The organism is Rhizobium sp. LC145 (assembly GCF_001005825.1).
In the GTDB taxonomy this organism is placed as follows: Bacteria; Pseudomonadota; Alphaproteobacteria; order Rhizobiales; family Rhizobiaceae; genus Neorhizobium.
This window is the reverse complement of record NZ_LBHV01000002.1, coordinates 153,783-171,118: the sequence shown is the minus strand read 5'-3', so window position 1 is coordinate 171,118 and position 17,336 is coordinate 153,783. Positions and strand designations below refer to the sequence as shown.

Here is a 17,336-nt window from a genome sequence, read left to right as displayed (position 1 = left end):
CCTGTATGTTGCACTATAGGTGATTCGTTAATTTCCGCAAAAGCTTAGCATGGGACATCAAACGAGATATCTACCGGCATCACACCCCAACGGTTGAATGATCGATTGAGGGCTGTCGAGCGCCAGCCGGGACATGTGTTAACGTCTCATTAGTAGATTGCCACACTCATCGTGTCCGGAGCGTGCCTCGAAATGGACTTCGGTGAAGCTCACCCTAGAATAATATCAAAACGCCGAGCAATGCTCATGAGACCGGAGGTTCGATGAAGAAAAACCTTCCAGGCATGGATGCTGGGGAAATGGCTGCCCCGAAATTCAAAACTTTTCATGGTGAGCGGACTATTTCTGACGCCCACTGGACGGCCGAAGAGGTGGTGGAGGCAACCAAAGGCACGTGGTTGGCAGCGCCGCCGGCGGGCTGGTCTGCAAGCGGGCTGTGCATCCATGCGTCAACAATGAGACATGGCCATCTTGCCGTTCTTCGCCCTCCGGGGGACGCAGGAAGAGGCATTCCACTGCATACTCTTGTTGGATTGAAGCCGCCGCCTGCGGCGGTGATTGCCGCACAGATCCCAGATCAAGGCTTGCCAGATTTGCCGGTGCTGCAGGTCCGCGACACCGATGAAGCTATTCTGGGGATGGGCCGACATGCACGTGATCAGATGACCAGCACCGTGCTGGCGGTTACCGGAAGCGCAGGCAAGACAACGACAGTCGCGATGTTGGCTCACGTTTTATCTATCTGGGAAGACACGCCAAGCTCTTCCCATAGCGCAAACTTGCCTCACGGGGTGGCCTGGAACCTGGCTTCGATGCCTAGGCAAACCCGCTTTGTCGTATTGGAGCTGGCAATTGGACGCATGGGACAAAGCTCAAGACTGGCGCGTCCGCATCTGTCGCTGGTCACCAACATCTTGCCCGCTCATCTGGGAGAGAACAGCACCTTGAAAGACATCGCGCTGACCAAAAGCGCGATATTTTCCGGGATGGCTCCAGGCGGCGTTGCCGTTCTCAATCGGGATATGCTGGAATGGGAGACGGTTCATTCGGCCGCGGTGGCAAGAAACCAGAAGGTCGTTCATTACGGGACCACACGGGAAAGCGCTTTTCAGCTGCTCGAATACGATACGGCTGATCAACGTGCGCTGGCATCTATCGCCGGAAAGAAGATCGAATATCGGATGGCGGCCGCGGGCAAGCACATGGCCTTGAACGGCCTTGCCGTGCTTGCAGCCGTGAGTGCGCTCGGGCTGCCCATCGAACCGGCGGTGAAGCAGCTGGAATGCTTCTCTCCTCTTCCTGGCCGCGGCGAGGAGTTTGAGATCGTTCTCGCCGGACGACGCGTAGCCGTCATTGACGATGCATACAATGCCAATCCCGGCTCGATGGCCGCTGCACTGGAAAATCTGGCCTCACGGATCACACAGGGGCGCAAGATTGCGGTTCTCGGCGAGATGGCTGAACTCGGTCCAGGCGCACCCAAATACCATTCAGACCTCGCCCTGCTTGTCAAACGGCTCGACATCGACCGTTTTTACTGCATCGGAAAATTATACGAAGACTTCTTTCATGCCCTTCCCTCACACCGCCAAGGCTATTTAACCACATCGCTCGATGACCTTCGCATGAAACTCACCAGTGGCGTGAGCTGCGGAGATACTCTTCTGTTCAAAGGTTCCCACAGCACCGAGATGCACAAACTGGTTGCCTCCTTGAAGCAGGACGCAAACCGAACACGGGACGAGACCGGTGAAACTCCTGTTCGGTGCCGGCAAATCTGATGCGCGGCGTAAGGAACGCGTTAAAGCTATTTATCAACTATTGCTGGCGACTGCTGCGCTGGCAGGTGATCAAGTATTTGTTCCTATTTTTCGGCATCCCGAGCCCGGCGAGTATAACCCTGGCCGATCAGCCCCGGCTCGGCCCGTTTGAGCAGTCAGCACCGAAGCAGCTTTCCGTACCAGTTGGAAGCGAGCCCTTTGACGCGGAAGAGGTACTGTATGGAGCGGTGAGCTCGCCAGACCAATGCGCGCAAGTTCCCGATGGCATGTGGATCGAAGTGGATGGCAAAGGCGAGTGTATCAGATATTACGGACACGGCTTTTCATCGAATGGTACCCCCCTGGTTCTTGTGTATTTCAGCGGCGATGTCATGCTGCGTACCCCTAAGGGGGAGCGATATGTGGGCTCCTCTTATGCCGACCGCTCTCCGGCGGTCATCACAGACGAGATGGCCCAGTGGTCGACAGAAGCCGGTACGCCAACCATCTTCCTGGCGCGTCCGGGGATTTACGGATCTTCAGGAGACCACAATCAGCGGCGCCATAGCCGCGAAATCGATCTCATGAATGCAGCGATGGACCGTCTCAAGGAAAGATATGGTGTATCTTCCTTTGTCCTGACAGGCCACTCTGCCGGCGGCCAGATTGTCGCCGCACTTCTCAACAAACGCGCCGATCTTCACGCGGCTGTCATGTCCTCACCGCTTGCCTCGGTAAAGCAGGTAGCGGCATTTTGGGAGAACCGGCGGGATATTCCGGGCCGCTTTCTCTATGATGTCGAGGCCTTTTACGATCCCGTAGAGGAAATTGATCGGATCAAAACCGAGCCGTCGCCGCGCATATATGTCATTTCCGATCCGGAGGATCGGACCGTACCTTTCTACAGCCAACTCTATTACGTGCGGCGGTTGCGTGCCTCCGGTCTCAAGCCCCAACACATCTATGCACAGGCTGCCGATCCCGCCCACCATCTGCTTGCGGAGCACGCAAAGCGTGCGGCTACTCTTATCGCGCGGGACCAGCCCGATGCCGTCGTCCGGCGAGCGCTCGTCGAATTGGATCTACTAAGCCTCAGTAAGTAGGCAAGATCCGTTTTCCTTAAACAACCGCTGTCCTTGCGGCTAGCGGCGAATGGCAAACTTGAACACCTCTTCCTTCGGCTCGACCCCCAGGCCCGCGCCGGTCGGGACGACATAGGTCCCCTCGCCCGAAGCCATGTCGCCCTTGGTATAGGTGAGGTTCCGGTCGAAGATCGAATGCTGGTACTCGTGGTAAGGCACGTTCTGCAGCGCGGACGCGGCTTGGAGGCTCGCCGCCATGAAGATGCCGACGCTGATCGAGGCATGCGGCATGATGTTCATGTGAAAGGCTTGCGCCATCTGACCGATACGGATGAACTCGGTAATGCCTGTGTGGCCCATTTCCGGCTGGACGATGCTCATGGCGCGCGCCTCGAAACGCGGACGGTATTCGTAGGTTGTGCGTAATTCCTCGCCGAGCGCTAAGGGCACACCGATGCCGGCCGCCACCCGCGCCTGGCCCTCGAGGTTCTCCGGCTGCACCGGCGCTTCCGCGAAATAGAGATTATAGGGTTCGAGCCGCCGGATGATGCGGACCGCCTCGCCTGCCTCGAACTTCCAGTGCAGGTCGACCATCAAGTCGATATCCGGGCCGACGGCCTCCCGCAACGCCGCCATCTCCTTGACGATATCCTCCTCGGACACGACAGCTGCGAACTTGATGCCCTTGTAGCCTTTGCCGACCCAATAGGCGGCAAGATCGCAGCGCTCTTTCAATGTCGCCTTCGGCAGACCCGAAACATAGGCGCGGATCGTGTCATGCCGCCGCCCGCCGAGGAGCGTCGAGACAGGCACGCCGAGATTCTTGCCGGCGAGATCCCAAAGCGCAATATCGACGCCTGCCAGCGCATCGAGGTAATAGCCGCCGAAGAAGCCACGCACCCGCATCAGGTCGTAAAGATCCTCGTGGATGACCGCTGCATCGCCCGGATCGCGGCCGATGATGACCGGACCGAGTACATCATCGATAATCGCTTTGGTGGCCTCGGGAGCCACGATGCCGTAGCACTCACCCCAGCCGATTTTGCCGCTCTCGCCGGTTGCTTTGATCAACAGTGTCATGTCGGTCGAGGGATAGATGGTACGGTTGCCCTTGCGGATCAGGTAGCCGCGCTCGTTGATCGCCTCTCCTTCCTTGAGCGGTCCGAGATAGGGCACCTCGCGCGGAATGGAGATGATGAAGGTCTCCACCGAGACGATCGCATCGACGACGTTTTTGGGCATGGGTCCCGGCTCAGTTCGGCTTGTGATTGGTATAAGGCAAATCGGCCTCCGCCAGAAGCAGTGCCAGCTCCTTGCGGTCGCCCTCGTCGAACTTCGGGCCTTTGCCGCGTACGAATGTGTTTTTGATGACGCCTCGGCGGCGCAGAACTTCCTTGGTCATATGCATGCGGAAAATCGCCTGGAAGTTCAGAAGCGGGAGCGAAACGTTGTAGAGCCTGCGCGTGGTGGCGGCATCGCCTTTCTGCCAGGCATGGATCATCTGGGCATGAATATCGGCAAGCTCGGCAGCCGGCATGGTACCGGCTGCGCCGCGCGCCAGTTCGTCGGTGACGTAGCGCCCCCCGGCGCCGCCGAAGATCGCCTCGACCGAACCGTTGGCGGCTGCCTTGATACGGGTCAGGTGCTGACCGCAAGGAGCCGTCTCCTCCTTAACGTAGCGGATTTCCGGCACAGCATTGGCAACCGCCGCCACCTCCTCCGGGGTCAACCCAGCACCGATCGGCTTCGGCTGATTCTGCAGCATGATCGGTACGCCGGCATTGGCGGCGACTTGCCGGAAATAGTCCGTCTGCGCGGCAATGTCGTTGCCGAGCGACAAGGGTGCCATCACCATGGCTGCCCCTGCCCCGATCTCCGCTGCCTGCGCCACGTGCTTTGCCGCCGCCTTCGGGTCCGGATCGCTGGCGCCGAGGATGATCGGAATGCGCCCGCCGACCCGTTCAGCCAATAGTTCGACTTGCCGTCTGCGCTCCTCAGGTGTCAGCGTATCCACCTCGCTTGCCACACCCGGATAGACGACGCCGTCCACCTTGCTCTCCAGCGCAAAGTCTATGATCGACAGGAAATCGGCCTCATCGATCGAGCCATCGTCGCGGAAGGGCGTGGGGAGAACGGGAAAAGCTCCGGCTAGGGTTCTGGTCATTTAACAGCTCCGGCAGTGACGCCCTGAATGAAGTAACGTTGGAGAAACATGAAGGCCGCAACGATCGGCGCGGAGACGAGCAGAGAAGCCGCCATCGCGCCGCCCCAGTCGGCATTGAGTTCGTTGAGATAGGTCAAGAGAAGTCCCGGCCCGATCGTGCGTTTTTCGTCCGAGACGATGACGGTCATCGAATAGAGAAGATCATTCCAGGACCACATGAAGGAATAGAGGAACACGGTGACGATCGGCGGGATGGAGATCGGGATGACGATCGTGTGGAAGATCCGGAAATCCGAAGCGCCATCGGCACGCGCGGCATCGATCAACTCGTCCGGAACCTGACTGAAATAGCTGTAGAGCATGTAGGTCGCGACCGGCAGCGCGAAAACGATATAGCTGAGGATCAGCCCCAGACGCGTATCCAGGAGGCCGACTTCCGTCATCAACGGATAGAGGCTGATCAGGAGCAGGCCGAAGGGAAACATCTGCGCGGACAGCATGAACAGCATGACTGGCTGGCGTCCGAAGTAGCGATATTTGGCGAAGCTGAAGCCGGCATAGAGGGCCAGGATCGTGTTCAGCAGCGCGCTCGACCCGGAGGTGATCAGGCTGTTGGTGAGATAGGTCAGAAGCTTGCTCTCCGAAATCGCCGTCCAGTAATTCTTGAGCGTGATCTCATGCGGGTAGAGCGTCGGCACCACGCGGTAGAGTTCGGCATTGTCCTTCAGGGAGGACGTGATCATCCAGTAGAGCGGGAAGAACATATAGAAGCCGATCAGGCACATCGTTCCGAAGAAGACGACCTTGGCGGTACGGCTGGAAAGATCGAACATCTCAGCGCCCCTTTACCAGCATTCGGAGATAGAAGTAGGCGGGTGGCAGAAGCGTTGCGACCCAAAGCACGCCGATTGCCGAGGCCATGCCGATATCCCATTGTTCGAAGGCGCGGCGATAAACCTCGATCGAGAGGACGGAGGTTGCCCGAACCGGGCCGCCACCCGTCAGCGCGAAGATCGTATCGAAATCCTGCAGACCGCCGATGACCCCCAGTACGACCACGACCAGCAGGACCGGACGAAGATGCGGAATGATATGATCGCGCAGAATGGCGAAGTTGCCGGCGCCATCCACACGCGCGGCATCGATCTGCTCCCTGTCGAGGTTCTGCAAGCCCGCCAGGAAAAAGGCCATGAACAGCGGGATCGAGCGCCAGATGCGGGTTAGCACGACCGCTGCTAGCGCGCCATTGGGCGTGGAAAGCCAGGCCTGCGGCACGTCGATCAGGTTCATTTCCAGAAGCAGGGCGTTGAGAACGCCATAGCGGCTGTTGAAGATCCAGCCCCAGATGAAGGCGCTGACGGTGCTCGGCACCACCCAGGGCAAAAGCGAAAGCGATCGGATCGCGCCGCGTCCGCGAAAAGGTTGATTGAGGATCAGGGCCCAGCCGAGACCGAGCACCACCGTGCCGGCTGTGGCGCAGCCGACATAGATCACCGTGACGATGAAGCTGTCGAGCACTTCGGGGCTCGACATGATGGTGCGGAAATTATCGAACCCAATGAAAGTCGGTTCGAAATTCTGCAGCGTATATTCGAACAGCGACAGGCCGAGCGCCTGCGCGAAGGGATATACGATAACGATCGAGAAGGCGGCCAGTGCCGGCAGCAGCATCAGCATGCCGACACGGCGTTCAACGCCTTTCAGCCCGCCTCGGCGTGTCAGGGGAGACACCCGGAAGCCGCCTGTCATCTCTAAATTCGTCATGGGATCGGTCGCCTGCCAAGTTGGAAATTCAATTGTCCGACGCCGCGGTTGGGGCGCGGCATCGGATAAGCTCCGGCTTACTGGCTGTAGCCCGCCTTGCTCATGACCGCCGCCATCCGCTTGCCCATGGAGGCGATGGCGTCGTCAGCCGATTTCTGGTCGAGAAGTGCCGCCTGTACCTCTTCGCCGAGGATCTGGGTAAGCTCGGCGCCGTCCGGCCAGATGCCGACCTCGTTCATGACTGGAGACTTGTTGAACTTCGCCCAGTCGCTCAGGTAGGCATCGTCGGCAATGCCGGGAGCCTTGCGGGCATCGACAGTACCAGGCAACGCGCTCTGCTCGACCGGGAACTGCGTCTGCACGGCATTGTCGGCCAGATAGGCGACGAACTGCATATTGGCATCATCCTTGTTCGCCGGATCGCTCTGGGCGAACGAGATGATCATATGGCCCCACTGGATCGACTTGGGTTCGTCGCCGGCATTTTGAACCGGCACGCCCATCGGCTGCACATTCTTGTCGAAATCCTTGCCCTGGCCGGAGAAGCTGCGCAGGAAGGCACGCGACTGCGGCGCGTCGATATAGAAGGCAGCCGCGTTCTGGCCCATCAGGCGACGGGCGTCCGGACGATCGATTTCCGGCGCGGAAAGGCGATCCTTCATCAGGCCGACCATGAAGGCGAGCGCCTTGCGGCCCGCATCCGAGTCGACGACGACCTTGCCCTTGGCATCGATGATATGGCCGCCGAAGGTCCAGTTCCAGATCATGAAGTCGAGCAGAATGGAATTCGGGTTTTTGGTTGCCATCGCATAGGGAACGGAATTAGGAACCTTGTCTCGCACGGCAGCGAGAGCGGTCTGGAATTCCTCGATCGTTGCCGGAACCTTCTCGATGCCGGCGTTCTTGAGGACGCCCGTATTGGCGACCATGCCGATCGAACCGGACATCAACGGCAGCGCAAGCTGCTTGCCATCCAATTGACCCATGGCAAGCGCATCGGGCGCATAGGTCTTGGCCAGATATTCCTTGCCGAACACCTCGTTGTAATCGACCAGACCCGGCAGATTGCTGAAGGTCGGCAACCAGCGCTCGGAAATCTGCACGACGTCCGGCAGCGTCTTGGAGCGGGCGCGCAGGAAGAGATTCTTCTGCATGTCGCCCCAGGCGGAGCCGATCGGCTCCACCGATAATTTGGTCTTTTCCGTGAAACCCTTGAGGATTTTCTCAACGGAAGGCTTTGCCGATTCCTCGGCATAGCTATAGCCCATGAAGCTGGTATCGGCCGCGTGGGCTGCGCCAGAGATGGCGACACCCAAGATTACCGTGGCGCGGAGCAGTTTGCGAATTGCGTTCATTCCTTCCTCCCAATGAAAGACGATGAAACTCTGTTTCAACCTCCAAAAAATCGCAGGGCGAGTGCTGACACCCGTCCGATCCTAAACCACTCCTCCATCGACGATGAACGTCTGAGCCGTGATGAGACGGGAATCGTCTGCCGCCAGAAACAGCGCCATGCGGGCAATATCGGGCGGCAGCAGGTGTTCCTTGAGGCACTGGACCTCGAGGTATTCGGAAAATTTTCCCTGGTAGACGCGTTTGGCGCGCTCCACCTGTCGCTCGGTCAGCACCCAGCCGGGCGCGATGGAATTGACGCGGATGTTGCGCTCGCCAAGCTCGCGGGCCAGCGACTTGGTCATGCCCATGACGGCCGATTTCGCGGTCGTGTAGAAGATCAGGCCCGCCGCCCCGCGCATCCAGGAGATCGAGCCCATGTTGATGATCGACCCGCCGCCGGCCTCCGCCATGTCGCCGGCAACCGCCTGGGCTGCGAAGAATTGGTGGCGCAGGTTGGTCTGGAACCGTTCGTCCCAATATTCCGGCGTCACCTCTTCCAGTGGCCTGCGGTCGTCATTGCCGGCGTTGTTGACCAAAATGCGGACCGGACCGACCTCGGATCGAAGTGCCGCAATGCCAGCTCGCAGCGCATCGATGTCGCGGAGATCGGCGGCGCGGTGAAATGGCCAGTTGCCAGTCTTTTTCCCGACCGTTTCGGCCGTCGCGTCAGCCACGTTTGAGTGGAGTTCGAGAAAGCCGACCTTGCAACCCTGCGCGCAGAAATGCTCGACCAGCGATGCTCCGATGCCCGACCCGCCGCCGGTGATCAGCACGCCCTTGCCCTTGAGGCTCGGATAGTGCGCCGCCTCGACATGTACTTTCTCGACGAGTTCCGGGTGGACGGTCATCAGGCTGCCTCCAGCGCCACCGGACGCGCGGACGCAATGGACTGTCCATCGGCCGAGAAGACATGAAGCATGGCAGGATCGACATGCACCCCGATCGGTTCGTTGCGCTTGACGGCGCGGTCGCCGGAAAGCCGCACGACGAACATCTCCTCGGAACCATCGAGCGCCACATAGGCATAGGTATCGCTGCCGAGATGTTCGGTGATCGTTACCGTGCCGGCCAGCGAGTCCGCAGCGCCGCGATTGACGAGTTCCACATGTTCCGGCCGGATGCCTATTTCAGCCGGCGCGGAGGAGAGGTTGCGCGGCAGGCGCACTTCACCACCCGGCACCGCGAAGGCACCTTCGCCTTTCCTTGCCCCGAGTTTCAGGAAATTCATCTTCGGGCTGCCGATGAAGCCCGCCACGAAGCGGTTGACGGGCTTGTTATAGAGGTCGAGTGGCGAGCCTACCTGCTCGACGCGGCCGGCATTCAGCACGACGATCTTGTCGGCCAGTGTCATGGCCTCGATCTGGTCGTGGGTGACGTAGATCATCGTCGTGCCGAGGGTTTCCTTCATCCGGGCGATCTCGATACGCATCTCGACCCTGAGTGCCGCGTCGAGGTTGGAGAGCGGTTCATCGAACAGGAAGATACGCGGTTCGCGCACGATGGCGCGGCCGATCGCGACGCGTTGGCGCTGACCGCCGGAAAGCTGGCGCGGCTTACGCTCCAGATAGGTATCGATGCGCAGCTTCTTGGCCGCCTTGTTGACCCGCTCGGCGATCTCCTGCTTCGGCGTGCCAGCAAGCCTCAACGCATAGCCCATGTTTTCCGCCACAGTCATATGCGGATAAAGCGCATAGGACTGAAAGACCATGGCGATGCCGCGCTTGGCGGGCGGCACGTCGTTTACCAGTTCGCCGTCGATCGCCATCTGGCCGGACGTAATTTCGTCCAGGCCGCAGATGAGCCGCAGCAGCGTGGATTTCCCGCAGCCCGACGGGCCGACAAAGGCGACGAATTCGCCATCCTCCACCATCAGGTCGATACCCTTGAGCACATCGACGGAGCCGAAGGACTTGCGGATATTTTTCAGTTCAAGCTTGGCCATAGCTTCTCCTCCCGGTCCCTATCAACCCGCAAACATCTGCGCGAGCTGGCCCTTGATGCCGGTATCGATGGCAAACACGCTGCCGGAAAGCGGCGCCTCGGCGAGCTGGGCGGCCGAAAGCCGGATGCGGGCGGATGTAACGAACAGGGTCTGCATGTCGGCTCCACCGAAGACACAGCTCGTCGGGCGCGGCACCGGCAGGTGCACGACACGCTCCACCTTCCCTTCAGGATCGTAGCGGGTGACGCACCAGCCGTCCCAATGGGCGACCCAGACGAAGCCTTCGGCATCGACCGTCAGACCGTCCGGCTTGCCTTCCTCCTCCGGCACCACAATGAAGGGGCGCCGGTTGGCGATCTCGCCGCTTTCGAGATCGAAATCATAGGCATAGACCGTCTGCTTGGCGGTATCGGTAAAATAGAAGGTCCGGTCGTCCGGGCTCCAGCCGAGACCGTTCGACACATGGAAGCCGCGATCCATTTCACGGGCGCGTCCATCCGGATCGAGCCGCCAGAGCCGACCCTGGTCCGGCGAGGTATCGATCGCGAGCGTTCCGGCCCAGAGCCTTCCGCGACGATCGCACTTGCCGTCGTTGAACCGGTTGCCGGGGCGATCCGCTTCCGGCCGGGCGATGGTGGTGATTTCGCCGGTCGCCAGATCGAGCCCGCGGATCTCGCCATGCATGGCAGCCACGAAGCCGCCACGGTTTCTGGGAACCACAAAGCCTATGAGTTCCGGCACCTGCATGGAGCTATAGGTACCTTTGACCGGATCACCCGTGTGCACAGCCGGCGCCAGGATATCGACAAAATAGAGTTTCCCGTGTTCCGGCGACCAGTGCGGCCCTTCGCCCAAAAAGGCGCTTGCGGGAATGACGCAGCGAACGTCCGTACGATCCGGGCCCAACGGACGCGGTTTGACGGCAAGCGACATGGCGAATTCTCCAAAATTGCCGGATGTGCGGCGCGCCGCCTCGATCACATCGCGGCCGAAAGCATGCAAGCGATCCACCGGCAAGCGGAAGGAAGGGCCGATGATACCGATCGCCCCGATCGGCTCTCCGCGATGATTGAGAACCGGCGCGGCGACCGAGGAAATACCGATATGCTGTTCGTCGATCGAAACGGCGTAGCCGCGGGCTTTGGTCAGGTCGAGCTGCCGGGTCAGTTCGTCGACATTGACAATGGTGTTGGGCGTCAGGCGCTCAAGCTCGATGCCGTCGAGCAGCGCACGGCGCTTTTCGAGCGGCAGGTGAGCGAGGATCGCCTTGCCGAGCCCGCTTGCATGAGGCACGGCCCGCGAGCCGACGCCATTGTTGAGGCGAAGGGGTTGGGGAACCTCGCGCTGGTCTATGTAGAGCACGCTGTTGCCGTCGAGCACGCCGAGACGGATCGCTTCGCCAGTCAAATCCCGCAGCCGTTCGAGTTCCGGCTCGGCCGCGCCGCGCAGGTCGAAATTGTCCCAGACCTTGTGAGCCCATTGGAACAGCCGCGGCGCCAACCGGTAGACTTGATCGCGGCTATCGAAGGCGAGCAGCCGTTCATCCAGGAGCGCCTGAAGCAGGCGATGCAGGGTGCCCTTGGGAAGCTGCGTCTGGTCCAGGAGTTCGGTGAACCGCAGCCCCCGCGGCTCGGCCGCAACCGCATCGACGATCTGGATCCCGCGCGTCAGCGCCTGGACGCCCGGCACGCCATGCGTGTCGTTCGCAATGTCCTTTTCGACTGCCTCGAATTGCACCTTGGCCATGACCTCTCCCAGACGGCGATTTTTCTGCCGCTCCCACAGCATGCCGTCCCGCTCTTGCCAAGAGACATATCTTGGAACTAAGTTCCATGTCAACAGCAAAGCCATGACGGATGCTTTGTCCAGCGTGAGGGAGGAGATATCTTGCGTATTATAAAGGTGGACCATTGGCTGGTTCGCATACCCTTTACGGAAGACATTCTATGGGGTTCCGGCCGGCGGATCGGCACGACCCGGTTGGTCTGCAGGATTGAGACGGATGGAGGCATTGTCGGCTGGGGCGAGACGATTTCGCTGATCGCCAACGTGCCGGCCGTGTTTGCCGATATCGTCGCGCCGCTGGCGATTGGTTATCGGATCGCGGATGCCGAACGCTTCCACCGGCATGTGCTGGGCGCCGGTTTCTATCATCACAAGCGGGCGGCCGTGATGGCGATCTGTGCTCTCGAAATGGCGATGTGGGATGCGCTCGGCAAGCAAGCCGGCCTGCCGCTTTATGCCATGTGGGGCGGACGCTGGCGAAAAGACGTGGAGGCAGCAGCCTATCTCTTTACCAACGATCCGCACGGCCTGTCGGAGCGGCTGAAGCGCTTCCTCGATATTGGCTATACCACGTTCAAGGTGAAGATCGGCTTCGATGAGCGGAGCGACATCACCTTGGCCGACGCTTCCCGCAAGGCGATCGGCGACCATCCACTACGGCTTGATGTCAACGGAGCCTGGACCCCGGCGACCGCCAAGCGGCAGCTCGATAAGCTGAAGCCCTTCGATCCGGCCTATGTGGAGCAGCCGCTTGAACTGGACGACCTCGCCGGCCACGCCGCCCTGGTCGCCAGGTCTTCCGTGCCGATCGCGCTGGACGAAAGCGCCTACACGCTTTCCGATGTCGGCAACATCATTCGTGCCAATGCGGCGGATGTCGTGCTCCTCGATCCGCACGAGGCCGGCGGGCTCTGGCAGACGATCAAGGCTGCGGCGATCTGCGAAGCGGTCGGCATGCCCGTCACGCTGCATTCGGGCGCGGAACTGGCGCTTTCGCAATCGGCCTATATCCATCTCGCCGCATCCCTTCCCAACATGTCCATCGCCATCGATACCGAGCGCGCCTATCTCGGCGGCGATATTTCCCCCGATCCTCCGGTTTTGAAGGAGGGGCGCTTCCAGGTGCCGGAAGGACCAGGGCTCGGCGTCGACGTGGATATCGAACAGCTCGAAAAATACCGCGTCGCCGGCATTGCCGGAGCCTATCTCGACAGCGAACGCAGGGACTGGTTCCCAGTCAAGCCGGCATATTGATGCGAGGAAATCCCATGTATATTGCCATTGAGTGGACCTCCGCCGCCTTCCGCGCGCTCCTGATGGACGATGACAAGGTGCTTGAAGAGCGCCGAAGCGATCGCGGCACGGTGAGTGTTCCCGACCGCGCTTTCGAGGCGATCCTTCGTGAGGAACTCGGCGACTGGGCAGGCAAGGCCGAACGGATCTTGCTTTCAGGCATGATCACCAGTCGCAACGGCTGGATCGAGAGCCCCTTTGTCCCGACACCAGCCGGCCCCTCGGATCTCCCGGAAAACGCCGTGCGCCATAACATCGCCGGCCTGCCGCCCTTGCTTTTCCTTCCGGGAATAGCGCAGACGCAGCCGCTGCCCGATGTCATGCGCGGCGAGGAGATGTCGCTCTTCGGGCTCGCCGAAGCCGATGGCCTGTTCGTGCTGCCGGGCCCGCATGCGAAATGGGTGAGAATGAAGGATGGCCGTATCACCGGCATCACCACCTATATGTCGGGCGAAATCCTCAACCTCCTGAAAAGGGATTCGCTCGTTTCCCGGCTCATACCCCTAGCCTATGAGGAACAGCCGCAAGCCTTCCGCCGCGGCGTTCTTACAGCATATAACGAAGGCGCCCTGCCCGGGCGCATTCTCGCGCGCATCTTCTCGGCCCGCAGTCTCGTCCTGTTTGGTCTATTGAAGGCGTCGGAGATTTCGGACTATCTGAGCGGACTGATGATCGGCGCGGAAATATTCGAGGCCTTGCATGCTCAAGAAGAGCAGCGGATTTACATCACCGGTCATTCGCCACTTGCGCATAGATATGCAACCGCGCTCGGCCTCTTCGGAAAGCAGGGGCGGGTTTTGATGCCTGATCTTGCTGCAGGTTTCAGAAAAGTGGCGGCCAGCCGCAGCGACTCTTCCACGTCATCCGTGACGAAGAGGATCGCAGACTGATACCGGCTATAAAGTCCGGCGAAGCGCAGCGCCACCCGTCCGCACATCTGTGTCTCGAAAATCGCGGGAAGATTGCAACGAGAGAAACGCTCGCAAATATTGCATGTGAGGTGTTCGAATGCGTTCCGTCGGAGTCATCAGGCGAGATGAGAAGTGGGTCGTACAAGTAAACGATGATCAGCAATTCGATGAGCGCGAGTTTGCCATTGAGTCGAATGCCATCGCTTGGGCTGCGGGACATAGGAAGCGATTAGGTTTACCAGCCGAGCAGGCTAAGCAGACCCACGAGGGCTCTATGCGCTGCTGACGGTGCTGAAGCGGAAACCGGAGCAAGGGCGCTCGCTCTGCTCTGCAGATTAATCTGGCGCCATTTGGCAATTGGGACCAAGCCACTTGCAGACGTATTATCGAGTTCGTTGTCCATGTCTGAAGCGCTGCAAACCGGATAGCGATCGTCATCACGTCGACCCACGCTGAGAGACCTATATTGACGAACAGGGGGTGTCGTGATCAGGCGGCGATTGCCCTTGCTGCCTTAGCGAGAGCTTCATCACACAATTCGCGAAGGCATCCGAGCCTCACTCACCCTGTTCCCAACAGGCTTTGCCGGTCGAGCCATCTGCCGATCGTCGAGGCCAGGCTTTCAGGCGCTTCAAGCGGGATCATATGCCCAGTGTTCTCTATAACTTCGAAGGCCGAACCTTTGATGCCGTGGTGAATTTCCAGGGACTCGTCGTGAGACCTGAGCTTGTCCTGATCTCCGGCGATCACCAGGGTCGGGCAGCGAATGGCACTCAGCTCGCTCCGCTCATCGTTGCGATCGAGAAGGGATTGCCGGCGGAACACCTCGCCTCCCAACCGCTGCCCCATTGCCTGAATACGCATAATGAGATCTGTCCGTCTCGTATTGTCCGGGTGGAGTGAGGAGGCAACGGCTGCAGCGCTCAGCCCTCGGAATGCGGCCGCATTCGCCTGTGCCTCGATCGCTGCCTTGCGCTTGGCCTGCACCTCGCTATCGCCGCGCGCTGAGGTGGCGATGAGGATCAAGGCGCTGACGCGATCTGGAGCCTGCCGGACGATCTCCCGTGCGACATAGCCCCCCATCGAGAAACCGACGAGCACGAAAGCTGGCGGCGCATCGGCAAGCGCGCGCTCGGCCATCTCGACCAGCGTACCGTCTCTTGTGAGGTCGGCATGGCTGATCGGACCGAAACGAACGAGTAGCGGTTCCATGTCCCGCCAAAGATCAGCGTCGAGCATGAAGCCGGGAACAAGAACCATCGCCATTTCAAATGCCTTTCCAGTCTCGTCCACCCTGCGGAGCCGAAACCAACTGCCATCCCTGGCCATCTCCGGTCAACGCCTTCAATCAGGAGAAACATGCGTCCACGATGTGCAGCCCCGCTCTTCACAGTAGCAAAAAACTCTTGCAAAAAAGAACGAACGTTCATATTTTAATGCGAGTTGCTTTTCGGGAAATCACCTTGACCAGAGTTCGCAAGATCACCGCTGACGATATTCTCGACGCCGCCGAACGTGTCGTCGTCAAGCTTGGGGCGGCGGGGCTTTCGATCGATGCTGTCGCCAAGGAAGCCGGCGTGAGCAAATCAAGGGTCGTCTACGATCACAAGAGCAAGAGCGCCCTCCTTGAGGCGCTTATCGACCGGCACGTTCAATCCGACCTGGCCCATATCGAAGCTTGCGTGGAAGAGAGCGCGCACACGCCTCATCCGCAGCTCTTCGGCCGGATCGCCTCGGCGGAGAGCGCTTTCGACGAGACGGACCGCGCCGTTGCGATGGCGCTCAGCGCCTCGATGTCCAGCGAGGAAGGTCTCCAGACGATCATGCGGGATTGGGTTGCGAGGGACCTCGCCGCGATGGCCTCAGGTGCGCGCCCGAGGGCAGCACTGATGTCGTATCTGGCCCTGTCCGGCTTCTACTGTACCGAGTTGTTCGGCTTTCACAGCTGGCCCGAAGCCGAACGCCAGGAAATCCTCGACGGCATTCGCAAGATCTACACCTCCTTCCCAGAAACCTGATCCACCTCTCCCTTAGGACAACACCATGTTTTGCATTACCGGACAGCCGCGCAGCAAAGCGTTGCTGGCAGCAACTCTCGCCCTTTCCCTCATCTCCGCTCCGGCTGTGGCTCAGTGGGGCGAGATGCCGCCGCCCGTTGTCGGCGTCTTCGAGCTCAAGGCCCATCCCGTGCCGGTCGTCAACGAGCTGCCGGGAAGGATCGCGGCTACCCGGATTTCCGAGGTCCGGGCAAGGGTTTCCGGCATTCTCCAAGAGCGGGTCTTCGAACAGGGCGCGCTCGTCAAGGAAGGCGATGTCCTCTACCGCATAGATCCTCGCCTGTTCAGGGTCCGGGTCGCCAGCGCGCAGGCCTCCCTGCAGCGCGCCAAGGCGACGCAGGCAAACGCCCGGCAGCAGTTGGAGCGCCAGCGGACGCTCAAGGAACGCAATGTCGCGACCGGAATCGAGTTCGACACGGCGGCCGTCGCTCTCGCGCAGGCAGATGCCGATGTCGCGCTCGCAGAGGCTGCCCTGGATGAGGCCAAGATCAATCTCGATTACACGGAAGTGCGCGCACCGATCACCGGTGTCATCGGCGGGGCACTTGTCACCGAGGGTGCGCTGGTCACCGCCGACGGCACGTCCAATCTCGCGCTGATCCAGCAGGTCGATCCCGTCTATGCCGACTTCACCCAATCGGCGCAGCAACTTCTGGACCTCAAGCGGGCAGTCTCATCCGGCAAGCTCGCCAGCACAGTGCCGGGCGAGGCACGCGTCGAACTCGTCTTCGACGATGGCTCCGTCTACCAGGAACCAGGTCGGCTGCTGTTTGCCAGCGCCAACGTTGACCCCAATACCGGACAAGTAACCTTGCGAGCCGAATTTCCGAACAGGAACGGTGAGCTTCTTCCGGGCATGTATGTGCGTGTGCGGATCGAGCAGGCAGTTCGCCAGGATGCTATCACGGTCCCACAGCGCGCCGTCGTGCGAAACGAGACGGGACAAGCGCAGGTCTATGTCCTGGGAGAAGGAGACACGGCGGAGATCCGCAATGTGACGCTCGGCCAATCGCTTGGTTCCGAATGGATCGTCGAGTCGGGCTTGAACAGCGGCGAGAAGATCGTCGCGGACGGGGTCCAGAAGGTGCAGCCGGGAAGCAAGGTTGTACCGGAGCCCTGGCAGCCTTCGAACTCTCCAGACAGCAACATGGAAGCCGTTTCCGGCCAGGCCTCGGAGTAACAT

15 protein-coding genes are annotated in these 17,336 nt (G+C 60.3%); 6 read left to right on the top strand and 9 right to left on the bottom strand.

The features are described from left to right. The first annotated feature begins 263 nt into the window (after positions 1-263). Positions 264-1,781, top strand: a complete 1,518-nt coding sequence (gene murF, locus YH62_RS29380) for a UDP-N-acetylmuramoyl-tripeptide--D-alanyl-D-alanine ligase (RefSeq protein WP_082118253.1) — start codon at positions 264-266, stop codon at positions 1,779-1,781. Continuing rightward, entirely contained in the window at positions 1,781-2,863 is a 1,083-nt protein-coding gene (locus YH62_RS05555; protein WP_046793195.1) for a prolyl oligopeptidase family serine peptidase, read from the top strand. The genes murF and YH62_RS05555 overlap by 1 nt, the downstream gene beginning before the upstream one ends. Before the next feature lie 39 nt (positions 2,864-2,902). Here the strand turns inward: YH62_RS05555 and YH62_RS05550 are convergent, their stop codons facing one another. The 8 genes from YH62_RS05550 to YH62_RS05515 all read right to left on the bottom strand — a co-directional run bounded on the left by YH62_RS05550 (position 2,903) and on the right by YH62_RS05515 (position 11,853). Continuing rightward, a complete protein-coding gene (locus YH62_RS05550) occupies positions 2,903-4,084 on the bottom strand; it encodes a mandelate racemase/muconate lactonizing enzyme family protein (RefSeq protein ID WP_046793194.1) in 1,182 nt (393 codons plus the stop codon). A gap of 10 nt (positions 4,085-4,094) precedes the next feature. Further along, positions 4,095-5,006, bottom strand: coding sequence for a dihydrodipicolinate synthase family protein (locus YH62_RS05545; protein ID WP_046793193.1), 912 nt, complete (start codon positions 5,004-5,006; stop codon positions 4,095-4,097). Then, complete coding sequence (locus tag YH62_RS05540; protein ID WP_046793192.1) at positions 5,003-5,839, bottom strand: carbohydrate ABC transporter permease; 837 nt, start codon at positions 5,837-5,839, stop codon at positions 5,003-5,005. Before YH62_RS05540 ends, YH62_RS05545 begins: the two co-directional genes overlap by 4 nt. Position 5,840: 1 nt before the next feature. After that, the gene (locus YH62_RS05535; protein ID WP_082118252.1) at positions 5,841-6,770 is read right to left on the bottom strand and encodes a sugar ABC transporter permease; all 930 of its coding nucleotides are present in this window, start codon (positions 6,768-6,770) and stop codon (positions 5,841-5,843) included. A 77-nt stretch (positions 6,771-6,847) separates the two neighbouring features. Beyond that, entirely contained in the window at positions 6,848-8,125 is a 1,278-nt protein-coding gene (locus YH62_RS05530) for an extracellular solute-binding protein (protein WP_046793191.1), read from the bottom strand. An 81-nt stretch (positions 8,126-8,206) separates the two neighbouring features. After that, entirely contained in the window at positions 8,207-9,013 is an 807-nt protein-coding gene (locus YH62_RS05525) for an SDR family oxidoreductase (RefSeq protein WP_046793190.1), read from the bottom strand. Next, positions 9,013-10,107 carry a sn-glycerol-3-phosphate ABC transporter ATP-binding protein UgpC gene (gene ugpC / locus YH62_RS05520; RefSeq protein WP_046793189.1) on the bottom strand — a complete coding sequence of 365 codons (1,095 nt, stop codon included), beginning with the start codon at positions 10,105-10,107 and terminating at the stop codon, positions 9,013-9,015. Before ugpC ends, YH62_RS05525 begins: the two co-directional genes overlap by 1 nt. Before the next feature lie 21 nt (positions 10,108-10,128). Continuing rightward, positions 10,129-11,853 (bottom strand): SMP-30/gluconolactonase/LRE family protein, encoded by a 1,725-nt coding sequence (locus YH62_RS05515; RefSeq protein ID WP_046793188.1) that lies wholly within the window; start codon positions 11,851-11,853, stop codon positions 10,129-10,131. A 141-nt stretch (positions 11,854-11,994) separates the two neighbouring features. On the opposite strand from YH62_RS05515, the gene YH62_RS30040 reads away from it, so the two are divergent. Then, positions 11,995-13,146 (top strand): mandelate racemase/muconate lactonizing enzyme family protein, encoded by a 1,152-nt coding sequence (locus tag YH62_RS30040; protein WP_046793187.1) that lies wholly within the window; start codon positions 11,995-11,997, stop codon positions 13,144-13,146. A gap of 14 nt (positions 13,147-13,160) precedes the next feature. Further along, entirely contained in the window at positions 13,161-14,075 is a 915-nt protein-coding gene (locus YH62_RS05505) for a 2-dehydro-3-deoxygalactonokinase (protein WP_052760345.1), read from the top strand. A gap of 582 nt (positions 14,076-14,657) precedes the next feature. On the opposite strand, the gene YH62_RS05495 is transcribed toward YH62_RS05505, so the two are convergent. After that, positions 14,658-15,362, bottom strand: coding sequence for an alpha/beta hydrolase (locus YH62_RS05495; protein ID WP_046793185.1), 705 nt, complete (start codon positions 15,360-15,362; stop codon positions 14,658-14,660). Between the two features lie 197 nt (positions 15,363-15,559). Here YH62_RS05495 and YH62_RS05490 point away from each other — a divergent pair, with 197 nt between their 5' ends. Together YH62_RS05490 and YH62_RS05485 are read left to right on the top strand one after the other, a co-directional pair. Then, positions 15,560-16,114 (top strand): TetR/AcrR family transcriptional regulator, encoded by a 555-nt coding sequence (locus YH62_RS05490; protein ID WP_046793184.1) that lies wholly within the window; start codon positions 15,560-15,562, stop codon positions 16,112-16,114. A gap of 25 nt (positions 16,115-16,139) precedes the next feature. Further along, a complete protein-coding gene (locus YH62_RS05485; RefSeq protein WP_046793183.1) occupies positions 16,140-17,333 on the top strand; it encodes an efflux RND transporter periplasmic adaptor subunit in 1,194 nt (397 codons plus the stop codon). Positions 17,334-17,336 lie beyond the last annotated feature (3 nt).

Bases quoted from the DNA above. Each gene is read 5' to 3' on its own strand.
- murF (WP_082118253.1), top strand. From the start codon at position 264: ATGAAGAAAAACCTTCCAGGCATGGATGCTGGGGAAATGGCTGCCCCG.
- YH62_RS05555 (WP_046793195.1), top strand. From the start codon at position 1,781: ATGCGCGGCGTAAGGAACGCGTTAAAGCTATTTATCAACTATTGCTGG.
- YH62_RS05550 (WP_046793194.1), bottom strand. From the start codon at position 4,084: ATGCCCAAAAACGTCGTCGATGCGATCGTCTCGGTGGAGACCTTCATC.
- YH62_RS05545 (WP_046793193.1), bottom strand. From the start codon at position 5,006: ATGACCAGAACCCTAGCCGGAGCTTTTCCCGTTCTCCCCACGCCCTTC.
- YH62_RS05540 (WP_046793192.1), bottom strand. From the start codon at position 5,839: ATGTTCGATCTTTCCAGCCGTACCGCCAAGGTCGTCTTCTTCGGAACG.
- YH62_RS05535 (WP_082118252.1), bottom strand. From the start codon at position 6,770: ATGACGAATTTAGAGATGACAGGCGGCTTCCGGGTGTCTCCCCTGACA.
- YH62_RS05530 (WP_046793191.1), bottom strand. From the start codon at position 8,125: ATGAACGCAATTCGCAAACTGCTCCGCGCCACGGTAATCTTGGGTGTC.
- YH62_RS05525 (WP_046793190.1), bottom strand. From the start codon at position 9,013: ATGACCGTCCACCCGGAACTCGTCGAGAAAGTACATGTCGAGGCGGCG.
- ugpC (WP_046793189.1), bottom strand. From the start codon at position 10,107: ATGGCCAAGCTTGAACTGAAAAATATCCGCAAGTCCTTCGGCTCCGTC.
- YH62_RS05515 (WP_046793188.1), bottom strand. From the start codon at position 11,853: ATGGCCAAGGTGCAATTCGAGGCAGTCGAAAAGGACATTGCGAACGAC.
- YH62_RS05505 (WP_052760345.1), top strand. From the start codon at position 13,161: ATGTATATTGCCATTGAGTGGACCTCCGCCGCCTTCCGCGCGCTCCTG.
- YH62_RS05495 (WP_046793185.1), bottom strand. From the start codon at position 15,362: ATGGCGATGGTTCTTGTTCCCGGCTTCATGCTCGACGCTGATCTTTGG.
- YH62_RS05485 (WP_046793183.1), top strand. From the start codon at position 16,140: ATGTTTTGCATTACCGGACAGCCGCGCAGCAAAGCGTTGCTGGCAGCA.